Genomic DNA, 25,864 nt, shown 5'->3' with positions numbered 1-25,864 from the left:
TGTTTTATTCTAATTTTTAAAAAGAAAAGTGATGAACAAGATCGTAATGATAACAGGAGCCAATACAGGAATTGGAAAAGATACAGCAAGACAATTAGCATTAAAAAACGAAACACAAAAAATATATTTAGCTTGTAGAAACAGAGCAAAAGCAGAAGCAGCAAAAAAAGATTTGGAAGAAATAACAGGAAGGAAAATTTTCGAGATTATTATTCTAGATGTTTCGGATACAGATTCTGTGAAGAAAGCTGTAAATCATTTGAAGGAACCAATTGATACAATTATTTTGAATGCTGGTGGAGTTGGAGGAAAAACACCTAGAGCTTTGACAAAAGATGGTGTAACAACGATTACTGCAATTAATCTTTTAGGACATGTGGTTTTGGTAAATGAATTATTGAAATCGAATAAATTAAAAGAAACGGTTCTTTTTGCAAGTTCGGAAGCAGCAAGAGGAATCAAGAAAACAGGGATGAAACGTCCAGAGTTGAAAAACTCATCTGTTGAAGATTTTATAGGAGTTTTTAATGGGGAGTATTTTGGAAATGATTTTGATGCACTTCAAGTTTATGGTGTAATCAAATATGGAGGAACACTTTGGATGTCAGCAATGGCTAGAAAATATCCACATATCAAATTTTTAAGTATTAGCCCAGGAGGAACTAGAGGAACTGAAGGTTTTGATAATTTACCTTTTTTACAGAAAATAATGTTCAAATATATCGGAATGCCAATTTTTATGCCTTTGATGGGATTATCGCATAGTTTGCCAAAAGGAGCAAAACGTTTTGTAGATAGTATCAGTAACCCAAGCTTGAAAAGTGGAAATTTTTATGCAAGTAAAGAAAACGTTCTTACAGGACCGATAATGGAGCAGAGTGTTATATTTCAAGATTTAAAAAACGAACAATATCAAGAAAACGCTTATACGGCAATACAAAGTTTTATTTGATATTTCTTTAATTCTTTTTTTTCTATTACAATGTCCTTTTTAAGGAAAAAACCTCAAAGTAGTCAACTACAATGAGGTTTTATTTTTTCAGTTTTACACTGGTCTCCACAAACGTTTTATTTCTTCCTAAATTTACTATTTATTTTGGTTTAAAAAAATGAAAATCAGGTTTTTATGATTGATGTTTTTGTTTTTATGTACATAGTTATTATTGTTTTTAGATTTTAATTGCTTATTATTTAACATAATATTCAATAATTTAATATTAAAGATATAATAATTACTAAATGCATTATACTTTTGTGGAAAAATATAAAAATTATGAAAAATTATTTAAAAGTACTTTTAGCGTCTGTTTTAACCTTATCAATTTTTAGCTGTGAAAAAGATGATAGTCCAACAGAACAAGTTATTGAAGAAAATAACAATAATAATGTTGATAATACAAAAAGTATAGGTTGTAATGATATTTATATGCTTGATGTTTTTAATCAAAAATTAGATTGTGATTATAGCGAGTATAATCACTTAGAAATTAATAATGTTTACACTGTAGATTCTTACCCTTCAGATGTAGATAATGATGGAGTAGATGATTTGTCAAGTACTAAAGTTTACTTAACAGATGGTGAATTTGATAAATTTAATGATTTTCAAAACCCTACATTTAAAAACGATACATATTACTTAAAACTAGAAGTTTATTCTGCTGGATTATCAGGTCTACAACCAGGAGATTATCCTACAATTAATCTTAATGATTTAAAACAACCATATTTAAGTGTTTTATTATCTGATTTTGAAGTTAATTGTGACTATGAAACAGGAGACTGTGAAACAGTTGAAGATATTGGAAATGGTGTTGCTTCTATTGAGAAACTAGGTGAAAACCAATATTCAATATGTTTTGATGTTTATTTTAGTTTTTCTGAAAATAGATGTTTCCAAAAAACATTTACAGGAGAATTCCAAAAATTAACTATTGAAGAGTAACATTTTCTAAAAGAGATATAAAAAAGCGTCATATTTAACAAGTAAATATGACGCTTTTTTTTGTAAATATTTTAATTAAATATTTTTAACTTCTTCAGAAGCTTTATAAACCTTTTGTTTTAATCCTTCTTTGTAAGCAATAATTTTATCTAAAACTTTAGCATCGCTAGCACCAATAATTTGTGCAGCTAAAATTCCTGCATTCAAAGCTCCATCTAAAGCAACTGTTGCAACAGGAACTCCTCCTGGCATTTGTAAAATAGATAATACAGAATCCCAACCATCGATTGAATTTCTTGATTTTACAGGAACTCCAATAACTGGAAGCGGACTCATAGAAGCTACCATTCCTGGTAAATGCGCTGCTCCTCCAGCTCCTGCAATGATTACTTGAATTCCTCTTTTGTGTGCATTATTACTATAATCCACTAATTTTTCTGGAGTTCTGTGTGCAGAAACGATATCTACTTCTACTTCAATTTCGATACTTTTTAAAAAATCAATTGCTTGTTGCATTACAGGAAGATCTGAATTACTTCCCATAATAATTCCTACTTGTGCCATATTTTTGTTGTGTTGTTCTTTTATTATTTTTTCAATTATTCAGCAATCACACGAATTTTCTTCTTTACTTCTTGTGCAATCTCTCTCGCTTTATTGATGTCTTTATTTACAATTGTAACGTGTCCCATTTTACGGAAAGGTTTTGTCATTTTCTTTCCATAAATATGTGGTGTTACACCATCTAATTGCATGATTTCTTCAATATTTTCATAATGAACATTTCCTGTGTAACCTTCTTCACCAACAAGGTTTACCATTACTCCACCAACTTTACTGTCTGTATTTCCTAGTGGTAAATTTAAAACTGCACGAAGATGTTGTTCAAATTGATTAGTGAAAGAAGCTTCAATACTATAATGTCCACTGTTATGTGTTCTTGGTGCAACTTCATTTACCAAAATAGAATCATCTTCCGTTTGGAACATTTCTACAGCTAAAAGCCCAACATGATCAAAAGCTTCTGCAACATTTAATGCGATTTCACGAGCTTTCTCTGCAACTTCATCTGAAATTCTTGCCGGACAAATTACATATTCCACTTGGTTTGCTTCTGGGTGAAATTCCATTTCTACTACAGGATATGTTTTTACTTCTCCATCAGCATTTCTAGCGACAATAACCGCTAATTCATGCTTAAAAGGAATCATTTGCTCCGCGATACATTGTGTTTCTGGTAAATTTTCTAAATCTGCAGCTGTGCGAACTACTTTTACTCCAGTTCCATCATAACCAAACTGTGTAGATTTCCAAACAAAAGGAAATTCATGAGAATCATTTTTCAATTCTTCAACAGTTTCATACCTTTTATAAGGAGCAGTTGGAATATTGTTTTTTGTATAAAAATCTTTTTGATTTCCTTTATTTTGAATTGTTTTTAAAACATTTGGTTGAGGATAAATAGTTTTTCCTTCTTTTTCCAATTGTTCTAAAGCTTCAATATTTACATGCTCAATTTCGATAGTTAAGACATCTACCGTTTTTCCAAAATTGTAAACAGTGTCAAAATCCATTAAACTTCCTTGTACAAATTCATTGCAAAATTTTGCACATGGAGCGTCAGCACTTGCATCCAAAATACTTGTAAATACATCATACTTTTGCGTTTCAGACAAAAGCATTCTTCCTAGTTGTCCTCCTCCTAGAACTCCTAGTTTAAAATCAGTAGAGAAATACGATTTTTTCATTTTATGTTTAGTTGTGTTGTGTGTTGTTGTTTTGGTTTAAAGCTTTGTTTTATTTCTATTTAAACTTTAAAACGAAGCAAAAATAGTCAAGAATTATAATTTTAGTCCAAATAATTCAATTTTATATTCTTTCTCTTTAATTCGATTTTTAAGAAAAATTTTATAATAAAATAAAAATCAGTGTTTTAAATGTTGATTATCTTTAATTGTTTATTTGTTAAAATTTACTCAGACTATATTGCGTAAATTTCATACAAAATTATAAAATATATTTTACACTCTATTTTTTGTAGGGGTTAAAATTGGAAAAGAATAAATAAAATATAAATAACCCTAAAAAAAATAGGGTTATTTTATTTTTTTTATAAATTTGCATACAACAAAACAACACAACTAATTTTTATAAAATGTCAAAAATCAGATTTCAAGCATTAAAAGAGACTTTGGATCGTAAGCCAGTCCCTATTAAAGAAGAAAAAAGACGCTCTCAGTTATTCGGAGAAGATGTATTCGATGAAACTAAAATGCGTCAATATTTGACAAAGGAAGCTTTCAAAGGTGTAATGAATGCCATTCAACTTGGAGAGAAAATTGATCGTTCTTTAGCTAATCAAGTTGCAGCTGCAATGAAAGAATGGGCAATCTCAATGGGGGCAACACACTACACACATTGGTTTCAACCTCTTACTGGAGGAACCGCAGAAAAACACGACGCATTTTTTGAAACAATCGGAGGAGGATTGGCTATTGAAAAATTTGGAGGTAGCGAATTAGTTCAACAAGAACCAGATGCTTCTAGTTTCCCAAATGGAGGAATTAGAAACACTTTCGAAGCAAGAGGTTATACAGCTTGGGATCCAAGTTCTCCTGCTTTCATCCACGGTACTACTTTAAGTATCCCTTCAGTATTCGTTTCATATACAGGTGAAGCTTTGGATTATAAAACGCCATTATTAAGAGCTTTAAAATCTGTAGATGAACATGCAACTGCTGTTTGTAAGTATTTTGATAAGAATGTAAAGAAAGTAAACTCATCATTAGGATGGGAGCAAGAATACTTCTTATTAGATACTGCTTTAGCTCAAAGTCGTCCAGATATCGTACTTACTGGTAGAACATTATTAGGACACTCTGCTGCAAAAGGACAACAGTTAGATGATCATTACTTTGGAACAATTCCTAGAAGAGCAATGGCATTCATGTCTGATTTAGAGCAAGAATGTATGCGTTTAGGAATTCCAGCAAAAACTCGTCATAATGAGGTAGCGCCAACGCAATTTGAGTTAGCTCCAATTTTTGATGAAGCAAACTTAGCTGTGGATCACAACTCTTTATTGATGGATGTAATGCAAGCAGTTGCAAACAGACATAACTTTAAAGTTTTATTACACGAAAAACCATATAAAGGAGTAAATGGTTCTGGAAAACACAACAACTGGTCTCTTTCTACAGATACAGGTGTAAACTTATTAAGTCCAGGAAAAACTCCAATGAGTAACCTTCAATTCTTAACTTTCTTCATTAATACAATTAAAGCTGTACATACCTATGAAGATTTATTAAGATCAACAGTTGCTTCTGCATCAAATGATCATAGATTAGGTGCAAACGAAGCTCCACCAGCAATTATCTCTGTATTTATCGGAGAGCAATTAACAAATGTTTTAGCTGGATTAGAAGGTGTAAGTAAAGGGAAATTAACTCCTGAAGAAAAAACAGATTTAAAATTAAATGTGGTAGGGAAAATTCCTTCTATCTTGTTAGATAACTGTGATAGAAACAGAACTTCTTCTTTCGCATTTACAGGAAATAAATTCGAGTTTAGAGCTCCAGGTTCTCAATCGAACTGTGCAGATCCGATGACAATCTTAAATTCTATTGTTGCTAAGCAATTAAAAGATTTCAAGGTTGCTGTTGATAAGTTAATCGAAGAAAAAGAAATGAAGAAAGATGATGCTATTTTCAATGTATTGAGAGAGTACATCAAATCTTCAAAAGATATCTTATTCGAAGGAAATGGATATGGAGACGAATGGGAAAAAGAAGCTGAGAAACGAGGATTAAGTAACAACAAAACAACTCCGGTTGCTCTTAAATCAAAAGTTTCTGATAAAGCAATCAAGCTTTTTGAAGATATTGCTGTTATGAATAAAGTGGAGGTAGAAGCTCGTTATGAAATTGAGTTAGAAAACTACACACACAAAATTCAAATTGAATCTAGAGTTTTAGGAGATATCGCAAGAAATCATGTAGTTCCAACTGCGGTTAAATATCAAAATATTTTGATTGAAAACGTAGCTGGATTAAAGAAAATCTTTGGAGATGAGTTTAAAGAATTAGCACAAGAGCAAATTATTCTAATCAAAAAGATCTCTAAGCACATCGAAGCAATCAACTCTCAGATTAGTGAAATGATCGATATGAGAAAAGTTGCTAATAAAATTGAAAATATTGAAGAGAAATCTGCTGCATATTGCGACCAGGTTTTACCTTTCTTCGATACAATCCGTTACCACTGTGATAAATTGGAGCTAATTGTTGATGATGAATTATGGCCATTAACTAAGTACAGAGAATTATTATTCACAAAATAACACTAGGATAAGAATAGCTTTGTAATTTATTATATACTAGTTTAAAGCGCAGAAGATTTTCTTCTGTGCTTTTTTTATGCAGTTTTATTTGGTGCCATAAAAATTACCTATTTTTGTTTTCCTAAAATTGAAAAATTATGCTAAGTATAAATCCAAAAGATATACCAACTGCAAAGCTTCATAGCTATTTATTAGGAGCTGTTGCCCCAAGACCTATTGCATTTGCAAGTACGATTGACGAAGAAGGGAATCCAAACCTTTCTCCTTTTAGTTTCTTCAATGTATTTAGTGCAAATCCACCAATCATGATTTTTTCTCCTGCAAGAAGAGTGAGAAATAACACTACAAAACATACTTTAGAAAATGCAAAAGCAACTGGTGAGGTTGTAATTAATGTTGTAAATTATGATATCGTTCACCAAATGTCACTTTCTTCTACAGAATATCCTGATGGAATTAATGAGTTTTTAAAATCAGGATTGACAATGGAGCCTTCTGATATTGTAAAGCCATTTAGAGTAAAAGAATCTCCAGTACAATTTGAATGTAAAGTAAACGAGGTAATTGAGCTAGGAAATGAAGGTGGAGCAGGAAACTTAATCGTTTGTGAGGTTGTAAAACTTCATGTAAACGAAGATGTTTTGGATGAAAATGGAGCAATTGACCAAGTAAAGATTGATTTGGTTGCAAGAATGGGAGGAAGTTACTATTCGAGAGCAAAAGAAGGATTCTTCGAAATTCCAAAACCATTGACAACACATGGAATAGGAGTAGATGCTTTACCAGAAGAAATTCGTACAAGTGAAGTATTGACAGGAAACGATTTAGGAATGCTTGGAAATGTTGAAACTTTACCGTCTGAAGCGGACTTAGAAAATTTTGCAAACGAATATCCTGAATATGTTGGTATTAATTTAAATAAAAGACATAAATTTGCACAGAACTTTTTAGCAAATGAAGAAATTGAAAAAGCTTGGAAGGTTCTGTTAATTAAATAAGTAAAAATATAATGGAAGTAACAGGGAAAATTAAAATCATCAACGAAACACAAACATTTGGTGCAAACGGATTTAGAAAGAGAGAATTAGTTTTAACTACTGATGAGCAGTACCCACAAATGTTAATGATTGAATTTATTCAAGACAAATGTGATGTTTTAAATAATTTTCAAGTAGGACAAGATGTGAAAATTTACATCAACTTAAAAGGTAGAGAATGGATTAATCCACAAGGTGAAGCTAAATATTTCAATTCTATTCAAGGATGGAAGATCGAGAATTTAGTACAAGATGCTCCAGATTCAGGTTCTACTGCAGGTTTTGAACCAGCTCCATCTGATTTCGGATCAAATGAACCAGATGACTTACCATTTTAATATTAAAACAATATAAGGTTTTATTAAAATATTTTGAGAAAAGAAGTTATCTATCCGTAGGTAACTTCTTTTTGCATTTTAAGATTTTGAGAAGAATAAATTGACGTTTTTCTCATTATTTTTGTAGAAAAGAGCGAAATATTACATGGTAATTTTAAACGAAAAATTAGAGTTTCCACCTGTGGATAGAACAGATCCTTATGGTATTCTTGCCATCGGAGGTGATTTGTCTATTGATAGACTTCTTTTAGCATATAATAACGGTATTTTTCCATGGTATTCAGAAGATGAACCAATTATTTGGTATAGTCCAGATGAGCGTATGGTGCTTTTTCCTGAAGAAGTGAAAATCTCGAAAAGTATGCGTTCTGTTCTTAGAAAAGAAGGATTTAAAGTTACAATGAACCAATGTTTTCAGGATGTTATCCGAAATTGTAAAACAATTGACAGAGGTGATGGACTTGGAACCTGGATTACAGACGAGCTAGAAAATGCTTTTATCAAACTTCACGAGCTTGGAATCGCAATTTCTTTTGAAGTCTGGAAAGATGAAAAATTAGTTGGAGGTTTATATGGTTTAGATTTAGGTTTTATTTTTTGTGGCGAAAGTATGTTTAGTAAAATGAGTAATGCTTCGAAAGTTGCATTTATTGAAATGGCTAAATATTATCAAAATAAAGGATATGAACTTATCGACTGTCAGGTATATAACAATCATCTTGCTAGTTTGGGAGCTGTTGAAATTTCGAGAGAAGAATTTCAAGAGTATTTAAAAAAAGGAAAACAATCAAATCATAATTTGAACAAAAAATAATCAAATGGACATTAAAAACGCACAATTAGCTGTTGATAATTGGATTAAAGAACATGGAGTTCGTTATTTTAACGAATTGACAAATATGGCGCAACTAACAGAAGAAGTTGGTGAAGTTGCTAGAATTATTGCAAGAAGATACGGTGAACAAAGCGAGAAAGAAAGTGATAAAAACAAAGATTTAGGTGAAGAGCTTGCGGATGTTTTATTCGTTTTACTTTGTTTGGCAAATCAAACAGGAATTGATTTACAGGACTCATTTGATAAAAAATTAGATCTTAAAACAAAAAGAGATCACGATAGACATCATAATAACGAAAAACTAAAATAAGAAGATGAACGATCCATATAAAAATGCTTCTGCTGTTTCTTTATTCATTCGATTTACATTGATTTTCTTGGTAGTTGTTACTATCATCAGGTTACTTTCTGCAATGGTTTTTAAAGGAGGTTTTGACGGAATGATCAATGAATATTTCGCAGATGGAAAATGGAAATATTTTGCAAGAAATCAAGCTATATTTTCTTTGTTTTATGGAGCTTTTATGACTGGTTATTATAAGTTTTTTAAAGCAAAAGGAAATAAATAAATTTCACTTTCCCTCTTGAGAGGGGATTAAGGGGTGTGTTACTTTTTATTAGAAATTAAGAAATTCACCTGTATATTATTAAAGTGAGTCATATTATTTAATTAACTCTAGCGCACTTTTGTAAAGTGTGCTTATTGTTTTTGTATTATAAGTTCATTTGTATGGAGAAATTATTGATGAACGAAATAATGTGGCTTAGGGATTGCAGCGGCATCCTTTTGCGGAGGTACGGAGCAAAAGATATAGCGGAAAGCCCGACCTTTTCTGAGTTTTTTTAAACGAAGAAAAGGGAAGCTCCAAATGAAGAAGAAAATTATTTAAAAGAAAAAACATTTAGAAAGTGGCTGTATTTTTACCAAAATATAATGGAGAAATTGATGGAGAAATTACGATTAGTGGTTCTAAAAGTGAATCGAATCGTTTGTTGATTTTACAACAACTTTTTCCTGAAATTAAGATAGAAAACTTATCGAATTCGGATGATACGAAACTTTTACAAAAGGCTTTAAAGTCAGAAGAAGTGATTAATATTGGGCATGCGGGAACTGCAATGCGATTTTTGACTGCTTTTTTTGCTTCTAGAGAAAATTCTGTAAAAGTTCTGACGGGTTCGAAGCGAATGCAAGAGAGACCAATTGGAATTTTGGTAGATGCGTTGCGAAGTCTTGGTGTGGAGATTTCTTATGAAAAAGAAGAAGGATATCCGCCAATTCGAATTAAAGGAAGGAAAATTGAGCAAAAAGAAGTTTCGATTCAAGGAAATGTTTCGAGTCAGTATATTTCTGCGCTTTTATTGATTGCACCTTCGTTGGAAAATGGTTTAAAAATTAATTTTACAAGTAAATTAACTTCGATTCCATACATCAAAATGACAACTTCTCTTTTGGAGAGTTTAGGTGTTTCTCTAGAATGGAAAGAAGATAGTATTCAGGTTTTTCCTTTGAAAGAAAATCAAATAGAAGATTTTGCGGTAGAATCTGATTGGAGCTCTGCTTCTTATTATTTTAGTTTGATTGCTTTAAGCGCAAAAGGAAAAGTTTCGCTACAAACCTATAAACCTGAAAGTTTACAGGGTGATAGTGTTCTTGTAGATATTTATGAGAAATTAGGTGTGAAAAGTTGTTTTGAGAAAAATACTTTGCATTTAGAAAAAGTTGAAAATTTTGAACTTCCAGAGATTTTAGAATTAGATTTGAGTAATGCGCCGGACATTGCACAGACAATTGCTGTAACTTGTTTTGGTTTAGGTATTGCGACTAAAATGACAGGTTTACATACGTTAAAAATCAAAGAAACAGACCGTTTGGTTGCTTTGAAAACAGAATTGGAGAAATTTGGAGCAGAAGTAATGATTACAGACGAAAGTTTAGAGCTAAAAAACTCAAAAACAATGCTTTCTGATGTTTCTGTAGTAACGTATAATGATCATAGAATGGCAATGGCTTTTGCACCTCTTTGTCTAAAAAATAGTTTGTTTGTTGAAAATCAAGAAGTTGTAACGAAATCATATACGGATTTCTGGAAAGATTTTAGTAAATTAACAAAATAAAAAATTTATAATAATTTTTAAGCCTAAACACTTGACAACGCCTATTTTGAAGTTGTATATTTGCTCACATTTTGAAAAAACATTCATTTTATGAAATTATCAGATTATAAATTCGATCTACCTGTAGAATTATTAGCTGAGCACCCTGCAGAACACAGGGACGAAGCTCGTTTAATGGTTTTAAATAGAAAAGAACAAACAATTGAACATAAAACATTCAAGGATTTGATCAACTATTTTGATGAGGGAGATTTAATGATTTTGAATAATACTAAAGTATTTCCTGCAAGGCTATATGGTTTGAAAGAAAAAACTGGAGCTCGTATTGAAGTTTTCTTATTAAGAGAGCTTAATGCAGAAGGAAGACTTTGGGATGTATTAGTAGACCCTGCTCGTAAGATCCGAATTGGTAATAAATTATTCTTCGGAGAAGATGAAAGTTTAGTTGCAGAAGTAATCGACAATACTACTTCAAGAGGAAGAACATTACGTTTCTTATATGATGGTTCATACGAAGAGTTTAGAGCTAAATTAAAGGAGTTAGGACAAACTCCTCTTCCAAAATATATCAAAAGAGATGTTGAGCCAGAAGATGAAGAAAGATATCAAACAATTTATGCAAAGCATGAAGGAGCTGTAGCAGCACCAACTGCTGGAATGCACTTTTCTAAGCACTTAATGAAGCGTTTGGAAATTAAAGGAATTGACTTTGCAGAATTAACACTTCATGTTGGTTTAGGAACTTTCAACCCAGTAGAAGTTGAAGATTTATCTAAACATAAAATGGATTCTGAGCAAATCGAAATTTTACAAGATACAGCGGATGTTGTAAATAGTGCTATTGATAGTAAAAGAAAAGTTTGTGCTGTTGGAACAACAGTAATGAGAGCTATCGAAAGTTCAGTTTCTGCAGATAGACATTTGAATCCTTATACTGGATGGACAAATAAATTTATTTTCCCTCCTTATGAGTTTAGTATCGCAAACTGTATGATTACAAACTTCCATACACCACAATCTACTTTAATGATGATGACTGCTGCTTTTGCTGGTTATGATTTATTAATGAGAGCTTATAAAGAAGCTGTAGAAGAAGGATATAATTTCTATTCTTACGGTGATGCAATGTTGATTTTATAATCATTCATTACAACATAAATTATTTAAAAAACTCTAGACAATTCTAGAGTTTTTTTTATGTAAAATATTAAGTATCTTCGGATTTCTGCAAAAACTAAAAAATATGCGTTGGACTATTAAAGAAGAACCAAATCCTGAAAAAATTGAACAACTTTCGAAAGAAATTAATGTAAGTAATACTTTAGCTAAAATATTGGTGCAAAGAGGAATTGAAACTTTTGAGCAAGCAAAACAGTTTTTTAGACCATCTTTAGAAGATTTACACAGTCCTTTTTTAATGAAAGATATGGAGAAAGCTGTAAATCTTATTCAAGAAGTGATTTCTAAAAATGGAAATATTTTGGTTTATGGAGATTATGATGTGGATGGAACTACGGCGGTTTCTTTAATGTCTACTTATTTAAAAACTTTGACACCAAATGTTGCTAGTTATATTCCAGATCGATATACGGAAGGTTATGGAGTTTCTTTTCAAGGAATTGATTTTGCGATAGACAATGATTTTTCTTTAATGATCACTCTTGACTGTGGAATTAAAGCAATGGATAAAGTCAAATATGCAAAAGAAAATGGCGTTTCTGTTATTATTTGTGATCATCATAGGCCTGGAGAAATTGTGCCAGATGCAGATGCTATTTTAAATCCAAAGCAAAAAGACTGTCATTATCCTTATGATGAGCTTTCGGGATGTGGTGTTGGTTTTAAATTAATTCAAGCTTTGAATGAAAGTTATAAACAAAGTTTTGATGAAGTATATCCTTATTTGGATTTGGTTGCTGTGAGTATTGGAGCTGATATTGTTCCGATGACTGGAGAAAATAGAACTTTAGCGCATTTTGGTTTAAAAATAATAAATGAGCAGCCAAGAATTGGAATTAAAGCTTTAAAAGATGTTTCAAATAAAAAAATGACGATTACAGATGTTGTTTTTGGAATTGCTCCTAAAATTAATGCAGCAGGAAGAATCAAACATGGATTAAATGCTGTGAAGCTTCTGACAGAAACAAATGAAGACGATGCTAGAATTTTTGCAAAAGAAATCAATTATTTCAACAAACAAAGAAAAGATTTAGATAAACAAATCACGCAAGAAGCACTTTTACAAATTGTCAAAAATGAAGAAACCTCAAAGATGACCACAGTAGTTTATGACGAAAACTGGCATAAAGGGGTTATTGGAATTGTTGCTTCAAGATTGATTGAGTCTTATTATCGTCCTACGATTGTTTTTACAAAAAGTAATGGGAAACTAACTGCTTCTGCTCGTTCTGTAAGAGGTTTTGATGTGTATGAAGCAATTGATCAATGTTCAGAGTTTATCGAGCAATTTGGAGGACATAAATACGCTGCTGGTTTGACTATTTTGGAAGAAAACTATGAGAGTTTTAAAAATAAATTTGAACAAGTAGTTTCTGAAACGCTTCCAGAAGAATTAAAAACTGAAGAAATAAGTATTGATGCAGAAATCGAATTTGAGGAGATTACACCACGATTTTATGCTGTTTTAAGGCAATTTGCACCTTTTGGACCTGCGAATATGAAACCTGTTTTTAAATGTTCGCATTTGAAAGCGAATATTGCTAGAAAAATAGGAGCAGATGCAAATCATTTAAAATTACAAATAGCCGATTTTCAGAAAAATCTAGAACTACAAGCAGTAGGTTTTAATTTAGGAGAAAAATTAGATATTGCTGAGAATTCAGAGTTTTCCGCAGCTTTTCAAGTGGATTTGAATACTTGGAATGGAAAACAGGAATTACAGTTGATTTTAAAAGATATTAAAGAAAATAGTTTGGAAGAAATTTAACCTTCTTCCAACGTTTTTTTCATGGCATTTGCCTTTACAAAACACTCTTCGTATTCTTTTTCGATAATCGATTTTGCTGTAATTGCACCACCAACAGAAAAGGATGCATATTTATTTTCTGCATTGTACAAAATACTTCGAATAATCACATTGAAATCAAAATCTCCATCAGGTGTAAAATATCCAACAGCTCCAGAATACAATCCACGCTTAGATTCTTCCAGTCGTTCCATGATTTGCATTGCCGAAATTTTTGGAGCTCCAGTCATACTTCCCATTGGGAATAAATCACGAATAATTCCAACTACATCCTCTTTTTCTTCCACTTCACAAACGATTGTAGAAATCATCTGATGTACTTGCTCAAATGTGTATATTTTACAAAGTTCCGTTACTTCTACAGTTCCTTTTTTTGCTTTTCTAGACAAATCATTTCGAACCAAATCTACAATCATGATGTTTTCAGCTCGCTCTTTGATATTGGTTTCTAATTCATAAATTAATTTCGAATCTTCTTCTTTGTTTTTTCCACGTTTTGAAGTTCCTTTTATTGGCTGCGAAACTATTTGCCCCCCTTTTTTCTTTACAAATCTCTCAGGCGATGCAGAGGCTAGATAATTATTTTTTGTTTTGAAAAAAGTAGCAAAAGGAGGTGTAGAGATCGAATTTAATTTTTGATAAGCAGCAAATGGATTTAAATCTACATTTTCAGCGAAAAACTCCATACAGAAATTAGCTTCATAAATATCACCACGATGAATATGATATAAAACTTGTTCTAGTTTTTCTTTGTATTCACTTTCCGAAATTCTTTGTTGTACTTCGATTTGTTTCTCTGAAATCTTTTGATTCTTTGGTAAAGAAATGTTTGAGATTTCTTCCAAATCTTTTTCAATTTCTTGTGGATTTAAATATCCAATAGAAAGCGTATTTCCTTGTAGTGAAAATATTTTTTTAGGTTGAAAAAAAACTAAATCGGAAAAATGTAATCCATCTAAATTAGAGGAAGTAAGTTTTTCGACATCATTTTTTAGATCATAAGCTAAATATCCGTAGATATAGTCGTTTACTTCATTTCTAAAATCAGTCAGTTTTTGAAAAGCATTTTGATAATTGCAATCTAATACTCTTTCAGCATCTACAGCCAAAACAGCATCTACAGAACCATATTTCGCCTGATGTGAATTACTATCCAACCAGCAAATATGGGCAAACTTTTGTGCCCAAAACAACATTTTCTCTTTAAACTCAGAAACCTCTGAAAGTTCTTTCTTCAACCAAATTCTTTCCATATACGATTCGCTAGATTTCAGACTGCAAAATTAGAAACTAATTTGAAAGTACGATTTTTTTATTCTAAAAAATAATGAATATCTGTTCAAATTTTCATCTGAAACTTTAATTGCTTTGAAAAAGTATTTTGGCTGGGGAAAATTTTAATGAGAGTAGGGGGAATGATAAGTTTTGATTATTTGAAGTAAAGGGAATCTTTAAACCAAAAAAAAGCTCCTCAAAAATTGAGGAGCTTTTCGCGGTCTGGACGGGACTCGAACCCGCGACCCCCTGCGTGACAGGCAGGTATTCTAACCAGCTGAACTACCAGACCGTTTGCTTGATTGCGGTGCAAATATACAAGCTTTTTTTATATCTGCAAGGCTTTTTGAAAAAAATCACAACATTTTTTTTCTACTAATCAAATATGAGATTAGAATTTGTTCAAAACCTTGGTGAATATCTACCGGAATGTAATCGATTTTGTACTTCATACAAGTCATTTTTAAGTCTTGGAAGTAATTATCTATCAATTCTTTATAGGATTCTTTTACGTTTTCAGCGAATAAATTGATAGATTCTCCTGTTTCTACATCCACGAATTTCTTCGGTTTGTTATCAAAATCAAAATTATATTCTAAATTTCCGTCGTACGTATGAAAAAGTACTAATTCGTGCTTATTATATTTCAAATGACGAAGTGCTTCAAATAATTCTTCTTTGTCTTTATCCACCTGAAACATGTCCGTAAAAAGAAAAATCAGAGATCTTCTATGGATGTTTTCTGCAATTTGGTGTAAAAATTTATACGTATCCGTTTTTGCAGTCGATTTTTTAGAAATCATATTAGAAAGTTCGGTCAATAACATTCGTCTATGACGCTCACTTCCTTTTTCTGGAGCATAATAATCGTATTTATCGCTATAAACACTCAATCCTACAGCATCTCTTTGTCTTTTCAATATTTCTGTAAGCGCAGCAGCTGCAATTGCAGAAAAACTGATTTTATTCAAATTCTTGATGTTCGGATTTTTGATATCAGGATAATGCATCGAAGCCGAATTGTCAACAATAATATGACATCTCAGATTTGTTTCTTCCTCGTATCTTTTAGTGTAAAGCTTTCCTGTTTTTGCAAATAATTTCCAATCAATATGCCTTGTGCTTTCTCCTTTATTATAAAGTTTATGCTCGGCAAATTCTACAGAAAATCCGTGAAATGGACTTTTATGCATTCCTGTAATAAATCCTTCTACAACTTGTTTTGCTAGAAGGTCTAGATATTTTAGTTCGGAAATTTGTGAAACAGAAATCTCATTCATAGAAAATTATTTTTATGCTTTTTTAATATCGTTTATAATTAATTCAGCAGTATTGTCAGAGGCTCCTTTTCCTCCTAATTTTTCTTCCAAATCATAATAGTTTTCAAAAAGTTCTTCTCGTTTTTTCATCGTTAAGATTTTTTCCAATTCTGAAGTCAAACGTTTTTTATTGAACTCACCTTGAATTAATTCTACAACGATTTCTTTGTCCATAATTAAATTTACCAAAGAAATAAACTTAAGATTAATAAGTCTTTTTGCAATTTGATAAGAAATATTACTCGTTTTATAACAAACAATTTCAGGAACTTTAAACAAAGCAGTTTCTAAAGTTGCGGTTCCAGAAGTTACCAAAGCAGCATACGAAAGTGAAAGTAAATCGTAGGTTTTGTTGCTGATAAACTTAATATTGTCTTTTGTGATAAATTGTTCGTAAAAACTAAAATCTTGGCTAGGAGCACCAGCAATTACAAATTCATATTCAGGGAAATTTTCTGTTACAGAAAGCATTACCTCCAACATGTTTGTAATTTCTTGTTTTCTACTTCCAGGAAGTAGTGCAATGATTGGTTTTTCTAGATCTAAATTATTTTCAGTTCTAAAAGTTTTATCGTCTACTTGCGTTCTATCCGCAATAGCATCGATAAGAGGATGTCCTACAAAATGAACTGGGAACTGATGTTTTTTCTCATAAAAATCTTTTTCAAAAGGAAGAATCACATACATTTCATCAACATCTCGTTTGATTTTTTTGATTCGTCCTTCTTTCCAAGCCCAAATTTGTGGCGAAATATAATAATCTGTTTTGATTCCGTGATTTTTGGCAAATTCTGCAATCCGCATATTAAACCCTGGATAATCAATAAAGATAATAGTATCCGGTTTGTATTCTAAAATATCAGCTTTACAAAATTTGATATTTTTAAGAATCGTCTTGATGTTCATCAAAACTTCTATAAACCCCATAAAAGCAAGATCTCGGTAATGTTTTACCAAAGTTCCACCTACACTTTGCATTAAATCTCCTCCCCAAAATCGGAACTCAGCCTCTGGATCTTTTTTCAAGATACTTTTCATCAAGTTGGATCCGTGTAAATCACCTGAAGCTTCTCCTGCAATTATATAATATTTCATTTATTATAAAAATTTAATAATCATGGTTACCGCAGCAATAACGATTGTTGCAAGTAATACTCCTCTTGCTCTGTAGTCTTTGTTTTTTTTAATAAAAATAAAAAATACAGCAAGATTTGCGATTGCTGCTAAACTAATTACTTTCCCAAATAAACCTTCTTCCATTATTCTTTTTAAAGAAGTATCAAAATCGCTATCAAAAGCAAGTTGTAGATATAAATATAACCCTACAGCTGTAGCGATGATTCCTGAGAAAAACCCTATGGCCATTTCTTTTTTCATATTCATTTTAAAAGTTCCAAGTATTTAATTGTTGTATAAAGTGATGTGCTGTTAAGTCAAATTGTACAGGAACAACGGAAATATAACCATTTGCCAATGCCCATTCGTCTGTGTCTTCTCCTTTGTCCATATTTACAAATTTACCAGTAAGCCAATAATATTCTTTTCCCTGTGGATTGGTTCTTTTGTCCATTTTTTCTTCCCAATTTGCCCTTGCTTGTCTACAGATTTTAATTCCTTTAAAGTCCGTATCCAATTTTGGAAAGTTAACATTTAAGACTACTCCTTCTGGTAATTTGTTGTTTAAAACGTTTATAACAATATTTTTTATAGAATCATTTAATTTCGAAAAATCGGCATTCCAAGAATGATCCAAGTATGAAAAGCCAATAGCAGGAATTCCTTCAATACCAGCCTCGATAGCTGCACTCATTGTACCAGAGTAAATAATGTTTACAGATGAATTGGAACCATGATTGATTCCAGAAACACATAAATCTGGTTTTCTTTTCAGAAGTTCGCTTTTTGCCATTTTTACACAATCCGCCGGTGTCCCAGAAGTTTTATATTCTGTCTGTGGTCCGTCGTCTATAATAACTTTCTGACAATGTAATGTAGAATCTAGTGTAATTGCATGTCCCATTCCACTTTGTGGGCTATCAGGTGCAACAACTACAACTTCTCCAATTTCGTTCATAACCTTGATAAGGTTTCTGATACCTGGAGCCGTGATTCCATCGTCATTAGTTACTAAAATTAATGGCTTTTCTTTCATTTAAAAAGTTTTTCTATTTAGAACAAAGCTAATTAAATAAATGAAGTAAAGTAAATTTTTGTTTTAAAAAATAATAAAGAATGAAATATTTACATAATAATTGAAGAAATTTTATTGAAAAAATAATATATGTCAAAAAATATAGGCTTGAGGTTTAAAATCAATAATTGATCTTGGGATAAGTTTAAAATCAATATTTATGAAATAATTAATAAAATATTTACTGCTTAAAATGATAAGTATTATTTACTTTGGTAAGATAATTGAGTAAAAATGTTATATTGGCAAAAGTATTGCTTCAATAATGTATTCAAGTTGAAATTTTTAGAGAAATATTTCGACAAAAGCTAAGAAAACAAAGGGGTTTCATGAGAAAATAAAATATTTTATAAAAAAGAAAATATATTTTTTCAGTACCTTTGGGAAAATACATTTTAACATATTTTTTAGTAATTCATACTAGTATTGAAGCTATTTTTATATTTTTAGTTTTAAATACTAAATAAATGCGTAAAATCATCAAATTTATGAGGCGAAATTATAAAATAATTATACCAATAATTTTATTGGCAGGTGTTTTATTTGGTTTCCAGATAAAAAAAGTCTATGATCAAAATGAAGAAGATCGATTAAAAATAAGTATCATCCGATATGTATTAAAAAATTTACATTACGAGCCACATAGAATTGATAACGAATTTTCAGAAACTTTTTATGATAATTTCTTAAATTCTTTAGATCCGTCTAAAAGATATTTTACACAAGAAGATATTGATGAGTTTTCTATGTATAAAACTTTATTAGATAATCAGATCAAACAAGAAGATTTGACTTTCTTCAAACTTGTAGATAACAGATATAAGAAAAGAATAGCGGAAGCAAAAACATATTATGTAGATATTCTTGCAAAACCTTTTGATTTTAAAGAAAAAGAGACTTTTGATATTGATTATGAAAACCGTCCTTATAGAGAAGGAACAGAAGGTGTAAAAGAAAGATGGAGAAAGCAATTAAAAGCAAGTGTTTTATCTTCATTATACGATAGCGAAGAACTTCAGAAAAATAAAGAAAAAGACGGTGAGGAGTTTGAGAAAAAATCTAGAAAAGATTTAGAGAAAGAAGCTCGTGAGAGTGTGAAAAATAATATGGAAAGGTATTTTGAGTTTTTAGATGAATTAGATCATAATCAATCTTTTTCTATTTATTTAAATGCGATGACAATGGTTTTTGACCCGCATACAAACTACTTAACTCCAAAAAGTAAAGAAGATTTTGACGTAGGTATTTCAGGAACTTTTGAAGGTATTGGTGCAAGACTTAGTAGAGAAAAAGATTATACGAAGGTTGTAGAGTTAATTTCTGGAGGACCAGCATGGAAAGATGGAAAATTAGAAGCAGGAGATATTATTCTTAAAGTAGGACAAGGAGAAGAGGAGCCTGTAGATATTGTAGGAATGCGATTGAGTAATGCAATTGAATATATCAAAGGAAAAAAAGGAACCGAAGTACGTTTAACTGTAAAAAAGATAGATGGAAGTGTTGAGATAATTCCAATTATTCGTGATGAAGTCGAATTAGAAGAAACTTTTGCAAAATCTTCGACAGTAGAAATGAATGGAAATATGTATGGTGTAATTAATTTACCAAAATTCTACATTGATTTTAAAGAAGATGACAAAAGAACTGCCGCTACAGATATGAAACACGAAGTGGAAAGTTTAAAAGCTCAGGGAGTTAAAGGATTAGTTATTGATTTAAGAAATAATGGAGGAGGATCTCTTTCTACTGCAATTGATATCGCTGGATTATTTATTGATAAAGGACCTGTGGTTCAAGTAAAATATAGAGATAAGTCACCAAATGTAAAGTTTGATCAATCAGAAGGAATTGTTTGGGATGGACCTTTAGTAATTTTAGTAAATGAATTATCAGCATCAGCTTCTGAGATTTTAGCAGCTGCGATGCAAGATTATAAAAGAGCGGTAATTATCGGAAGTAAGCAAACTTTCGGAAAAGGAACAGTACAAACTTTATATTCTTTAAACCAAGCTTACAACTATCCAAAACCATTAGGAGATTTGAAAGTTACGATTCAAAAATTCTATAGAATTAACGGAGGTTCTACACAATTAAGAGGGGTTAGTTCTGATATCGTAATTCCGGATAGGTATCAATTCATGGATATTGGAGAAAGAGATCAAGAAAACCCACTTCCATGGGATATGATTGAGGCAGCTTCTTACAATACTTGGAAAGGATATACGAATTATGACGAAGTAATTAAGCAAAGTCAAAAAGAAATTAATAAGAATTCATACTTTGATTTAATTAATAAAAATGCAAGATGGTTAAAAGATATTCAGAATGATAATACTGTGTATTTAAACTATGATGATTATGTGAAAGATGTAGATAAGAGAGATGCTGAGAGTAAGGAGTTTGATGGGATTAAAGATTTCAAAACAGAATTACAATTCAAATCTCCAACTTACGAATTACCTTTAATTGCTGTAGATACAATTTTAGGAGATAAGCGTAAGAATTGGCATAAAAATCTTGCAAAAGATATCTATGTTGATGAAGCATTAAAAGTATTAGAAAAACTTAAAGTAAAATCACCTAAATTAGTGCAAAATTAGATTTTGTTATTTTGGTGAAAAAAAATAAAAGTACAAAGCTCCAAGTAATGAAAAGTCATTTACTTGGAGCTTTTAGTTTAGGTTGGATTGCAATCCTATTTTTGGTTGCTATTTTTGCTTATTTCATAGCTCCAGATGATTCTTCAAATGCCAATTCGATGCATCTGGAAATTCATTCTAAAAGACCTGGTTTTTCTGTGGAAATATTAAAATTCCCCGAATTGAAAAAAGAAGAAACAGGATTTTTTGAAACACTTCTTTATGGAAAAAAAACAACTGCAACAGAACTTGCTATTTCTTCTTATAGAATAAAAAATGATAGCGTATTTGTAAAAGAGTACGCTGAGAATCCAGAGGTTTTAAAAGAAAAAGCTTACCCAATTTCTGAGTGGAATGGAGATGTAGAAAAATATATTTCTAAAAAAACGTTTCTTTTAGGAACAGATAAATATGGAAGAGATTTACTGAGTAGAATGATTATTGGAGCTCGTATTTCCTTTTTTATTGGGTTTATAGCAGTTTTTATTTCCTTGGTGATTGGAATTCCTATTGGAGCGCTTTCTGGATATTACGGGAAGAAAGTCGATGCTTTTTTTATGTGGATTATAAACGTTACTTGGTCAATTCCAACCTTACTTTTAGTAATAGCCATAACTTTAGCTTTAGGAAAAGGATATTGGCAAGTTTTTATTGCTGTAGGATTGACAATGTGGGTAGAAGTAGCACGTGTAGTTCGTGGACAGGTAATGAGTGTGAAAGAAATGCAATATGTGCAAGCAGCAAAAGTTTTAGGGTATTCTGATTTTCGAATTATTTTGAAACATATTTTACCAAATATAGTTGGGCCAATTATTGTGATATCGGCAGCTAATTTTGCAGCAGCAATTTTGGTAGAAAGTGGGTTAAGTTTTCTTGGAATTGGGGCGCAACCACCAACACCTTCTTGGGGAGGAATGATTAAGGATAATTATAATTATATTATTTTAGGGAAACCCTATTTGGCGATAGTTCCCGGATTAGCAATTATGTCTTTAGTAATGGCTTTTATGATGATTGGAAATTCGCTGAGAGATATATTAGATGTTAAATAAAGAATAATGAAATTAGAATATACTTTTAAAAGTAAATGGGCAGATTTTGACCCAAACAGACATATGAGACATTCTGCTTATAATGATTATGCAGCAGAAGCAAGAGTTCGATTTTTGATGGAAAATGGATTTGATATTTTGAAGTTAAACAAAATGAATCTTGGTCCAATTTTATTCAAAGAAGAAACAAATTTTTTAAGAGAAATTAATTTAGGAGAAGATATTACAGTAACTGTTTGTTTGGCTGGAATGTCTGAAAATGGTGATCGATTTAAGTTTCAACATCAAATCATCAAGCCAAATGGAGTGGTTGCTGCAGAAGTAATTGTAACAGGAGCTTGGTTGGATTTAGCAAAAAGAAAACTATCCGTTCCGCCAAGTGATATTCTAGAAATGATGGATAAAGTAGATAGAACTTCAGATTTTGTAGTTTTATAAAAGTCTAAAAAAAATAGCTTAAGTTAATTCTTAAGCTATTTTTTTCTTTCGATAACATAATTTACCATTGTCTTCAAAGAAGTTTTATATTCTGACTCCGGATAGGTTTCTAAAATATCCATTGCCTTTTTGTGGTATTCGTTCATCTTTTCAATAGTGTATTCCATTCCACCATTATCTTTCACGAACTGAATTACTTCTTTTACTCGTTTTTTATTATGATTGTGTTTTTTTACAGATTTGATTAGCCATTTTCTGTCTTGTTCCGAGCAAGTGTTTAAAGTATGAATCAGAGGAAGTGTCATTTTTTGCTCCTTGATATCAATTCCTGTAGGCTTCCCGATTTTTTCTTCACCATAATCGAATAAATCATCTTTAATTTGGAAAGCAATACCTACATATTCTCCAAAAAGTCTCATTTTTTCGATTTCTTCTTTCGAAGCATTTACAGAAGCAGCACCAATTCCACAGCAAGCAGCGATTAAAGTTGCAGTTTTTTGACGAATAATTTCAAAATAAACATCTTCTGTAATATCTAATCTTCTCGCTTTTTCGATTTGAAGAAGTTCTCCTTCACTCATCTCTCGAACTGCAATAGAAATTAGTTTTAAAACATCAAAATCGTCATTATCTATAGAGAGTAATAAACCTTTAGAAAGTAGAAAGTCTCCAACTAAAACGGCGATTTTATTTTTCCAAAGTGCATTGATAGAGAAAAATCCACGTCTTCTGTTACTATCATCCACAACATCATCATGAACAAGAGTTGCTGTATGAATTAGCTCGATAACAGAAGCTCCACGATATGTTCTTTCTTTGAAATCACCATTAGAAACCATTTTTGCAACAAGAAATACAAACATTGGTCGCATTTGTTTTCCTTTTCGTCGAATTATATAATGAGTAATTCTATTAAGTAAAGGAACTTTCGTCTGCATTGCTTCTTTGAACTTTTCTTCAAAGAGTTCCATTTCCTCTAAAATAGGCTGTTTTATTAACTCTACTGGCTTCATCTTAAAAATTTCGGTCGTCAAAGATAAGATTTTCTATAAAACTCTTTTCTTATTATGATGATTTAATATTATTAAAAGATACTATTAAAATTTTATAAAAAATAGAGATAATTTAATAACATCTAATTAATATTAAATACTGTATTTTGCTATGAGTAAATAAATTAGATAAATGAAAGTAAAATCCATTTTTGTTAAAATATTGAAAATTGGCTTAAGATTTGATGTGATAGTTTTTAGATATTTTTGGGTTAAATAATCATAAAACAGTAATATTTTTGTAATGAATGAAAATTCTTACAACTAAATATTAGAATTAATTGAAATTATAACTACAATATCATGATGAATTTATTATACTTATTCTTTGGTGTTTCTCTAGCTTTTCTAGGAGCTTTGCCTTTGGGTACTGTAAATTTATCTGTTGTACACACTACAATTAGGTACAACTTGATTTCTGCAATGAAAATTGTAATTGCAGCAGCTTTCGCCGAGATAATTCTTTCTTATTTTGCGCTACACTGTAGCATGCTTGTAAATGATTTTATTAGTCAAAATAAGATAATCAATGTGATTATTGCAGTGGTTTTAGTAATTGTAGGAGCTACTTTGTTTTTCTTGAAAAAAGAACAGAAAGAGAAGAAATCAAAACAATCTTCTTTTTCTAATGTGATGAAAGGGTTTTTACTTGCATTAATAAACCCACCAGTACTTGTTTTTTGGCTTTTTGCTTTTACTTTTGTAGAAAGTAAACAATGGCTTCCAATAAATATTATGCGTCCTTTAGATGAGTTAATTCTGTTTTTTATGGGAGTGTATGTAGGGAAGTTTTTAGCTTTATTTTTATATGGAAAACTGAGTGTTTTGATTCAAAATAAAGTGCAAAATATCTCCAAATATTTAAACAAAGGAATTGGAGCAATTTTATTTGTAATTGGATCTTTTCAACTGGTAAAAATGTTTTTAGCTTAAAATAAATAAAGAATATATAAAAAGAAAAACTCTCAGTATTTTGCTGAGAGTTTTTTATTTTAGTTACAAGCATTCCAAATAGGATCTTTTGGTAAATCTGCTGTAAGAGAAATTTTTTCTTTAGATACAGGATGCGTAAATTCTATAAATCTAGAATGAAGATGAATTCCTGCATTTTTATTACTTCTTTTTGATCCGTATTTTAAATCTCCTTTGATTGGACAATGAATTGCAGAAAGTTGACATCTGATCTGATGATGTCTTCCAGTTTCCAATAAAATTTGAAGTAAATAATAGTTTTCCAATTTCTTTAAAACTTCATAATGTAGAATAGCTTTTTTGCTGCCTTCTACATGTTTTACAAAATGAGAAGCTTTATTATTTTTTGGATTTTTCTTTAAATAATGTGTTAAAGTGTCTTTTTGTTTTGGAGGTTCATTCTTTACGACTGCCCAATATGTTTTTTGAACCTTATGTTCTCTAAACATTTTATTCATTCGCTCCAAAGCTTTCGAAGTTCTTGCAAAAACGACAATTCCTGTAGTTGGCCTGTCTAATCGATGTACAACACCTAGAAAAACATTTCCAGGCTTGTTGTACTTATCTTTTATATATTCTTTTACAATGTCGCTAAGTGGAGTGTCGCCAGTTTTATCACCTTGTACAATATCTCCAACCTGTTTGTTTACGACAATGATGTGGTTATCTTCATAAATAACCTTTAAAGTATCTTTTGTAGATGCCATTTTTTATTTAAAATTATCTTTGACATCCTCATTTACAGAGTCGATAAAATTTAATAAATCTTCACCACCTTTTTTGTGTGCTGAAGAAGTGACAAAGCTAATTGGTAGTTCTTCCCAAGTTTTTAATAACTCTTTTTTATAAGCTTGAATATTTTTATTCAATTGAGAAGATTTTAATTTATCAGCTTTTGTGAAAATGATTCCAAAAGGAATTCCATTTTCTCCTAGCCATTGCATGAATTCTACATCAATTTTTTGTGGAGAATGACGAGAATCTACTAATACAAATGAACAAACTAATTGTTCTCTTTGAACAAAATAATCTTTGATAAATTTTTGAAAAGTTTGTCTTTTTGTCTTAGAAACTTGTGCATATCCATATCCTGGTAAATCCACTAAAAACCATTGATCATTTATTTTAAAATGATTGATTAATTGTGTTTTCCCTGGAGTACTAGAAGTTTTAGCAAGACTAGATCTTCCAGTAAGCATATTGATCAAAGAGGATTTTCCTACGTTTGATCTTCCAATAAAAGCATATTCTGGGATAGCGTCCTTCGGGCATTTGCTTACATCTGTGTTGCTAATTACAAATTCGCTTTTAGTTATTTTCATAAA

25 protein-coding genes and 1 tRNA gene are annotated in these 25,864 nt (G+C 30.9%); 15 read left to right on the top strand and 11 right to left on the bottom strand.

Features of this window, described 5'->3' with window-relative positions; all coding sequences use genetic code 11:
* Positions 1 to 31 precede the first annotated feature (31 nt).
* Both I0K12_RS02765 and I0K12_RS02760 read left to right on the top strand, forming a co-directional pair.
* The gene (locus I0K12_RS02765; RefSeq protein ID WP_196885365.1) at positions 32 to 952 is read left to right on the top strand and encodes an SDR family NAD(P)-dependent oxidoreductase; all 921 of its coding nucleotides are present in this window, start codon (positions 32 to 34) and stop codon (positions 950 to 952) included.
* Between the two features lie 321 nt (positions 953 to 1,273).
* The gene (locus tag I0K12_RS02760) at positions 1,274 to 1,945 is read left to right on the top strand and encodes a hypothetical protein (RefSeq protein WP_196885364.1); all 672 of its coding nucleotides are present in this window, start codon (positions 1,274 to 1,276) and stop codon (positions 1,943 to 1,945) included.
* 75 nt (positions 1,946 to 2,020) lie between these two features.
* Here I0K12_RS02760 and purE read toward each other — a convergent pair whose 3' ends face one another.
* Positions 2,021 to 2,509, bottom strand: a complete 489-nt coding sequence (gene purE / locus I0K12_RS02755) for a 5-(carboxyamino)imidazole ribonucleotide mutase (RefSeq protein ID WP_196885363.1) — start codon at positions 2,507 to 2,509, stop codon at positions 2,021 to 2,023.
* Between the two features lie 35 nt (positions 2,510 to 2,544).
* Positions 2,545 to 3,693 (bottom strand): 5-(carboxyamino)imidazole ribonucleotide synthase, encoded by a 1,149-nt coding sequence (locus tag I0K12_RS02750; RefSeq protein ID WP_196885362.1) that lies wholly within the window; start codon positions 3,691 to 3,693, stop codon positions 2,545 to 2,547.
* A 407-nt stretch (positions 3,694 to 4,100) separates the two neighbouring features.
* On the opposite strand from I0K12_RS02750, the gene I0K12_RS02745 reads away from it, so the two are divergent.
* The 9 genes from I0K12_RS02745 to recJ all read left to right on the top strand — a co-directional run bounded on the left by I0K12_RS02745 (position 4,101) and on the right by recJ (position 13,562).
* Positions 4,101 to 6,287: a glutamine synthetase III gene (locus I0K12_RS02745; protein WP_196885361.1), complete on the top strand. Its 2,187-nt coding sequence runs from the start codon at positions 4,101 to 4,103 to the stop codon at positions 6,285 to 6,287.
* A 137-nt stretch (positions 6,288 to 6,424) separates the two neighbouring features.
* Positions 6,425 to 7,285 (top strand): flavin reductase family protein, encoded by an 861-nt coding sequence (locus I0K12_RS02740; protein ID WP_196885360.1) that lies wholly within the window; start codon positions 6,425 to 6,427, stop codon positions 7,283 to 7,285.
* A gap of 11 nt (positions 7,286 to 7,296) precedes the next feature.
* On the top strand, positions 7,297 to 7,662 hold the full coding sequence (locus I0K12_RS02735; RefSeq protein WP_196885359.1) for a DUF3127 domain-containing protein: 366 nt from the start codon (positions 7,297 to 7,299) through the stop codon (positions 7,660 to 7,662).
* Positions 7,663 to 7,807: 145 nt separating this feature from the next.
* On the top strand, positions 7,808 to 8,476 hold the full coding sequence (gene aat, locus I0K12_RS02730) for a leucyl/phenylalanyl-tRNA--protein transferase (protein WP_196885358.1): 669 nt from the start codon (positions 7,808 to 7,810) through the stop codon (positions 8,474 to 8,476).
* 4 nt (positions 8,477 to 8,480) lie between these two features.
* Entirely contained in the window at positions 8,481 to 8,807 is a 327-nt protein-coding gene (locus I0K12_RS02725; protein ID WP_196885357.1) for a nucleotide pyrophosphohydrolase, read from the top strand.
* Positions 8,808 to 8,811: 4 nt separating this feature from the next.
* Positions 8,812 to 9,066 carry a hypothetical protein gene (locus tag I0K12_RS02720; RefSeq protein WP_196885356.1) on the top strand — a complete coding sequence of 85 codons (255 nt, stop codon included), beginning with the start codon at positions 8,812 to 8,814 and terminating at the stop codon, positions 9,064 to 9,066.
* A 340-nt stretch (positions 9,067 to 9,406) separates the two neighbouring features.
* On the top strand, positions 9,407 to 10,615 hold the full coding sequence (locus tag I0K12_RS02715) for a 3-phosphoshikimate 1-carboxyvinyltransferase (RefSeq protein WP_196885355.1): 1,209 nt from the start codon (positions 9,407 to 9,409) through the stop codon (positions 10,613 to 10,615).
* A 90-nt stretch (positions 10,616 to 10,705) separates the two neighbouring features.
* Complete coding sequence (queA, locus tag I0K12_RS02710; protein ID WP_196885354.1) at positions 10,706 to 11,755, top strand: tRNA preQ1(34) S-adenosylmethionine ribosyltransferase-isomerase QueA; 1,050 nt, start codon at positions 10,706 to 10,708, stop codon at positions 11,753 to 11,755.
* Positions 11,756 to 11,858: 103 nt separating this feature from the next.
* The gene (recJ, locus tag I0K12_RS02705; protein ID WP_196885353.1) at positions 11,859 to 13,562 is read left to right on the top strand and encodes a single-stranded-DNA-specific exonuclease RecJ; all 1,704 of its coding nucleotides are present in this window, start codon (positions 11,859 to 11,861) and stop codon (positions 13,560 to 13,562) included.
* On the opposite strand, the gene I0K12_RS02700 is transcribed toward recJ, so the two are convergent.
* From I0K12_RS02700 to surE, 6 genes are all read right to left on the bottom strand, one after another.
* A complete protein-coding gene (locus I0K12_RS02700; RefSeq protein ID WP_196885352.1) occupies positions 13,559 to 14,854 on the bottom strand; it encodes an anthranilate synthase component I family protein in 1,296 nt (431 codons plus the stop codon). The two genes, recJ and I0K12_RS02700, sit on opposite strands and share 4 nt — an antisense overlap.
* 240 nt (positions 14,855 to 15,094) lie before the next feature.
* A tRNA-Asp gene (locus I0K12_RS02695) sits at positions 15,095 to 15,168 on the bottom strand.
* Between the two features lie 64 nt (positions 15,169 to 15,232).
* Positions 15,233 to 16,156 (bottom strand): DUF58 domain-containing protein, encoded by a 924-nt coding sequence (locus I0K12_RS02690; RefSeq protein ID WP_196885351.1) that lies wholly within the window; start codon positions 16,154 to 16,156, stop codon positions 15,233 to 15,235.
* 12 nt (positions 16,157 to 16,168) lie between these two features.
* A complete protein-coding gene (gene lpxB / locus I0K12_RS02685; RefSeq protein WP_196885350.1) occupies positions 16,169 to 17,290 on the bottom strand; it encodes a lipid-A-disaccharide synthase in 1,122 nt (373 codons plus the stop codon).
* A gap of 3 nt (positions 17,291 to 17,293) precedes the next feature.
* On the bottom strand, positions 17,294 to 17,578 hold the full coding sequence (locus I0K12_RS02680) for a hypothetical protein (protein WP_196885349.1): 285 nt from the start codon (positions 17,576 to 17,578) through the stop codon (positions 17,294 to 17,296).
* A 1-nt stretch (position 17,579) separates the two neighbouring features.
* A complete protein-coding gene (surE, locus tag I0K12_RS02675) occupies positions 17,580 to 18,347 on the bottom strand; it encodes a 5'/3'-nucleotidase SurE (RefSeq protein WP_196885348.1) in 768 nt (255 codons plus the stop codon).
* A gap of 506 nt (positions 18,348 to 18,853) precedes the next feature.
* Between surE and I0K12_RS02670 the strand changes: the two genes are divergently transcribed.
* From I0K12_RS02670 to I0K12_RS02660, 3 genes are read left to right on the top strand one after another with little or no spacing between them, the layout of a single operon-like run.
* Entirely contained in the window at positions 18,854 to 20,986 is a 2,133-nt protein-coding gene (locus I0K12_RS02670) for a carboxy terminal-processing peptidase (RefSeq protein ID WP_231372686.1), read from the top strand.
* A gap of 47 nt (positions 20,987 to 21,033) precedes the next feature.
* Positions 21,034 to 22,077: an ABC transporter permease gene (locus tag I0K12_RS02665; protein ID WP_196885347.1), complete on the top strand. Its 1,044-nt coding sequence runs from the start codon at positions 21,034 to 21,036 to the stop codon at positions 22,075 to 22,077.
* Between the two features lie 6 nt (positions 22,078 to 22,083).
* Positions 22,084 to 22,515, top strand: a complete 432-nt coding sequence (locus I0K12_RS02660) for a thioesterase family protein (protein ID WP_196885346.1) — start codon at positions 22,084 to 22,086, stop codon at positions 22,513 to 22,515.
* A 35-nt stretch (positions 22,516 to 22,550) separates the two neighbouring features.
* Here the strand turns inward: I0K12_RS02660 and I0K12_RS02655 are convergent, their stop codons facing one another.
* Complete coding sequence (locus I0K12_RS02655) at positions 22,551 to 23,528, bottom strand: polyprenyl synthetase family protein (RefSeq protein WP_196885345.1); 978 nt, start codon at positions 23,526 to 23,528, stop codon at positions 22,551 to 22,553.
* Positions 23,529 to 23,870: 342 nt separating this feature from the next.
* On the opposite strand from I0K12_RS02655, the gene I0K12_RS02650 reads away from it, so the two are divergent.
* Positions 23,871 to 24,500 (top strand): LysE family transporter, encoded by a 630-nt coding sequence (locus I0K12_RS02650; protein ID WP_196885344.1) that lies wholly within the window; start codon positions 23,871 to 23,873, stop codon positions 24,498 to 24,500.
* Between the two features lie 59 nt (positions 24,501 to 24,559).
* Here I0K12_RS02650 and I0K12_RS02645 read toward each other — a convergent pair whose 3' ends face one another.
* Both I0K12_RS02645 and yihA read right to left on the bottom strand, forming a co-directional pair.
* The gene (locus I0K12_RS02645; protein WP_196885343.1) at positions 24,560 to 25,246 is read right to left on the bottom strand and encodes an RluA family pseudouridine synthase; all 687 of its coding nucleotides are present in this window, start codon (positions 25,244 to 25,246) and stop codon (positions 24,560 to 24,562) included.
* A 3-nt stretch (positions 25,247 to 25,249) separates the two neighbouring features.
* Positions 25,250 to 25,861, bottom strand: a complete 612-nt coding sequence (gene yihA, locus I0K12_RS02640) for a ribosome biogenesis GTP-binding protein YihA/YsxC (protein WP_196885342.1) — start codon at positions 25,859 to 25,861, stop codon at positions 25,250 to 25,252.
* Between the last annotated feature and the right edge of the window lie 3 nt (positions 25,862 to 25,864).

Origin of the sequence: Aureivirga sp. CE67 (assembly GCF_015767245.1) — a bacterium.
In the GTDB taxonomy this organism is placed as follows: domain Bacteria; phylum Bacteroidota; class Bacteroidia; order Flavobacteriales; family Flavobacteriaceae; genus Aureivirga.
The sequence above is the reverse complement of the archived record's forward strand: the minus strand, read 5'-3'. Positions and strand labels throughout refer to the sequence as shown.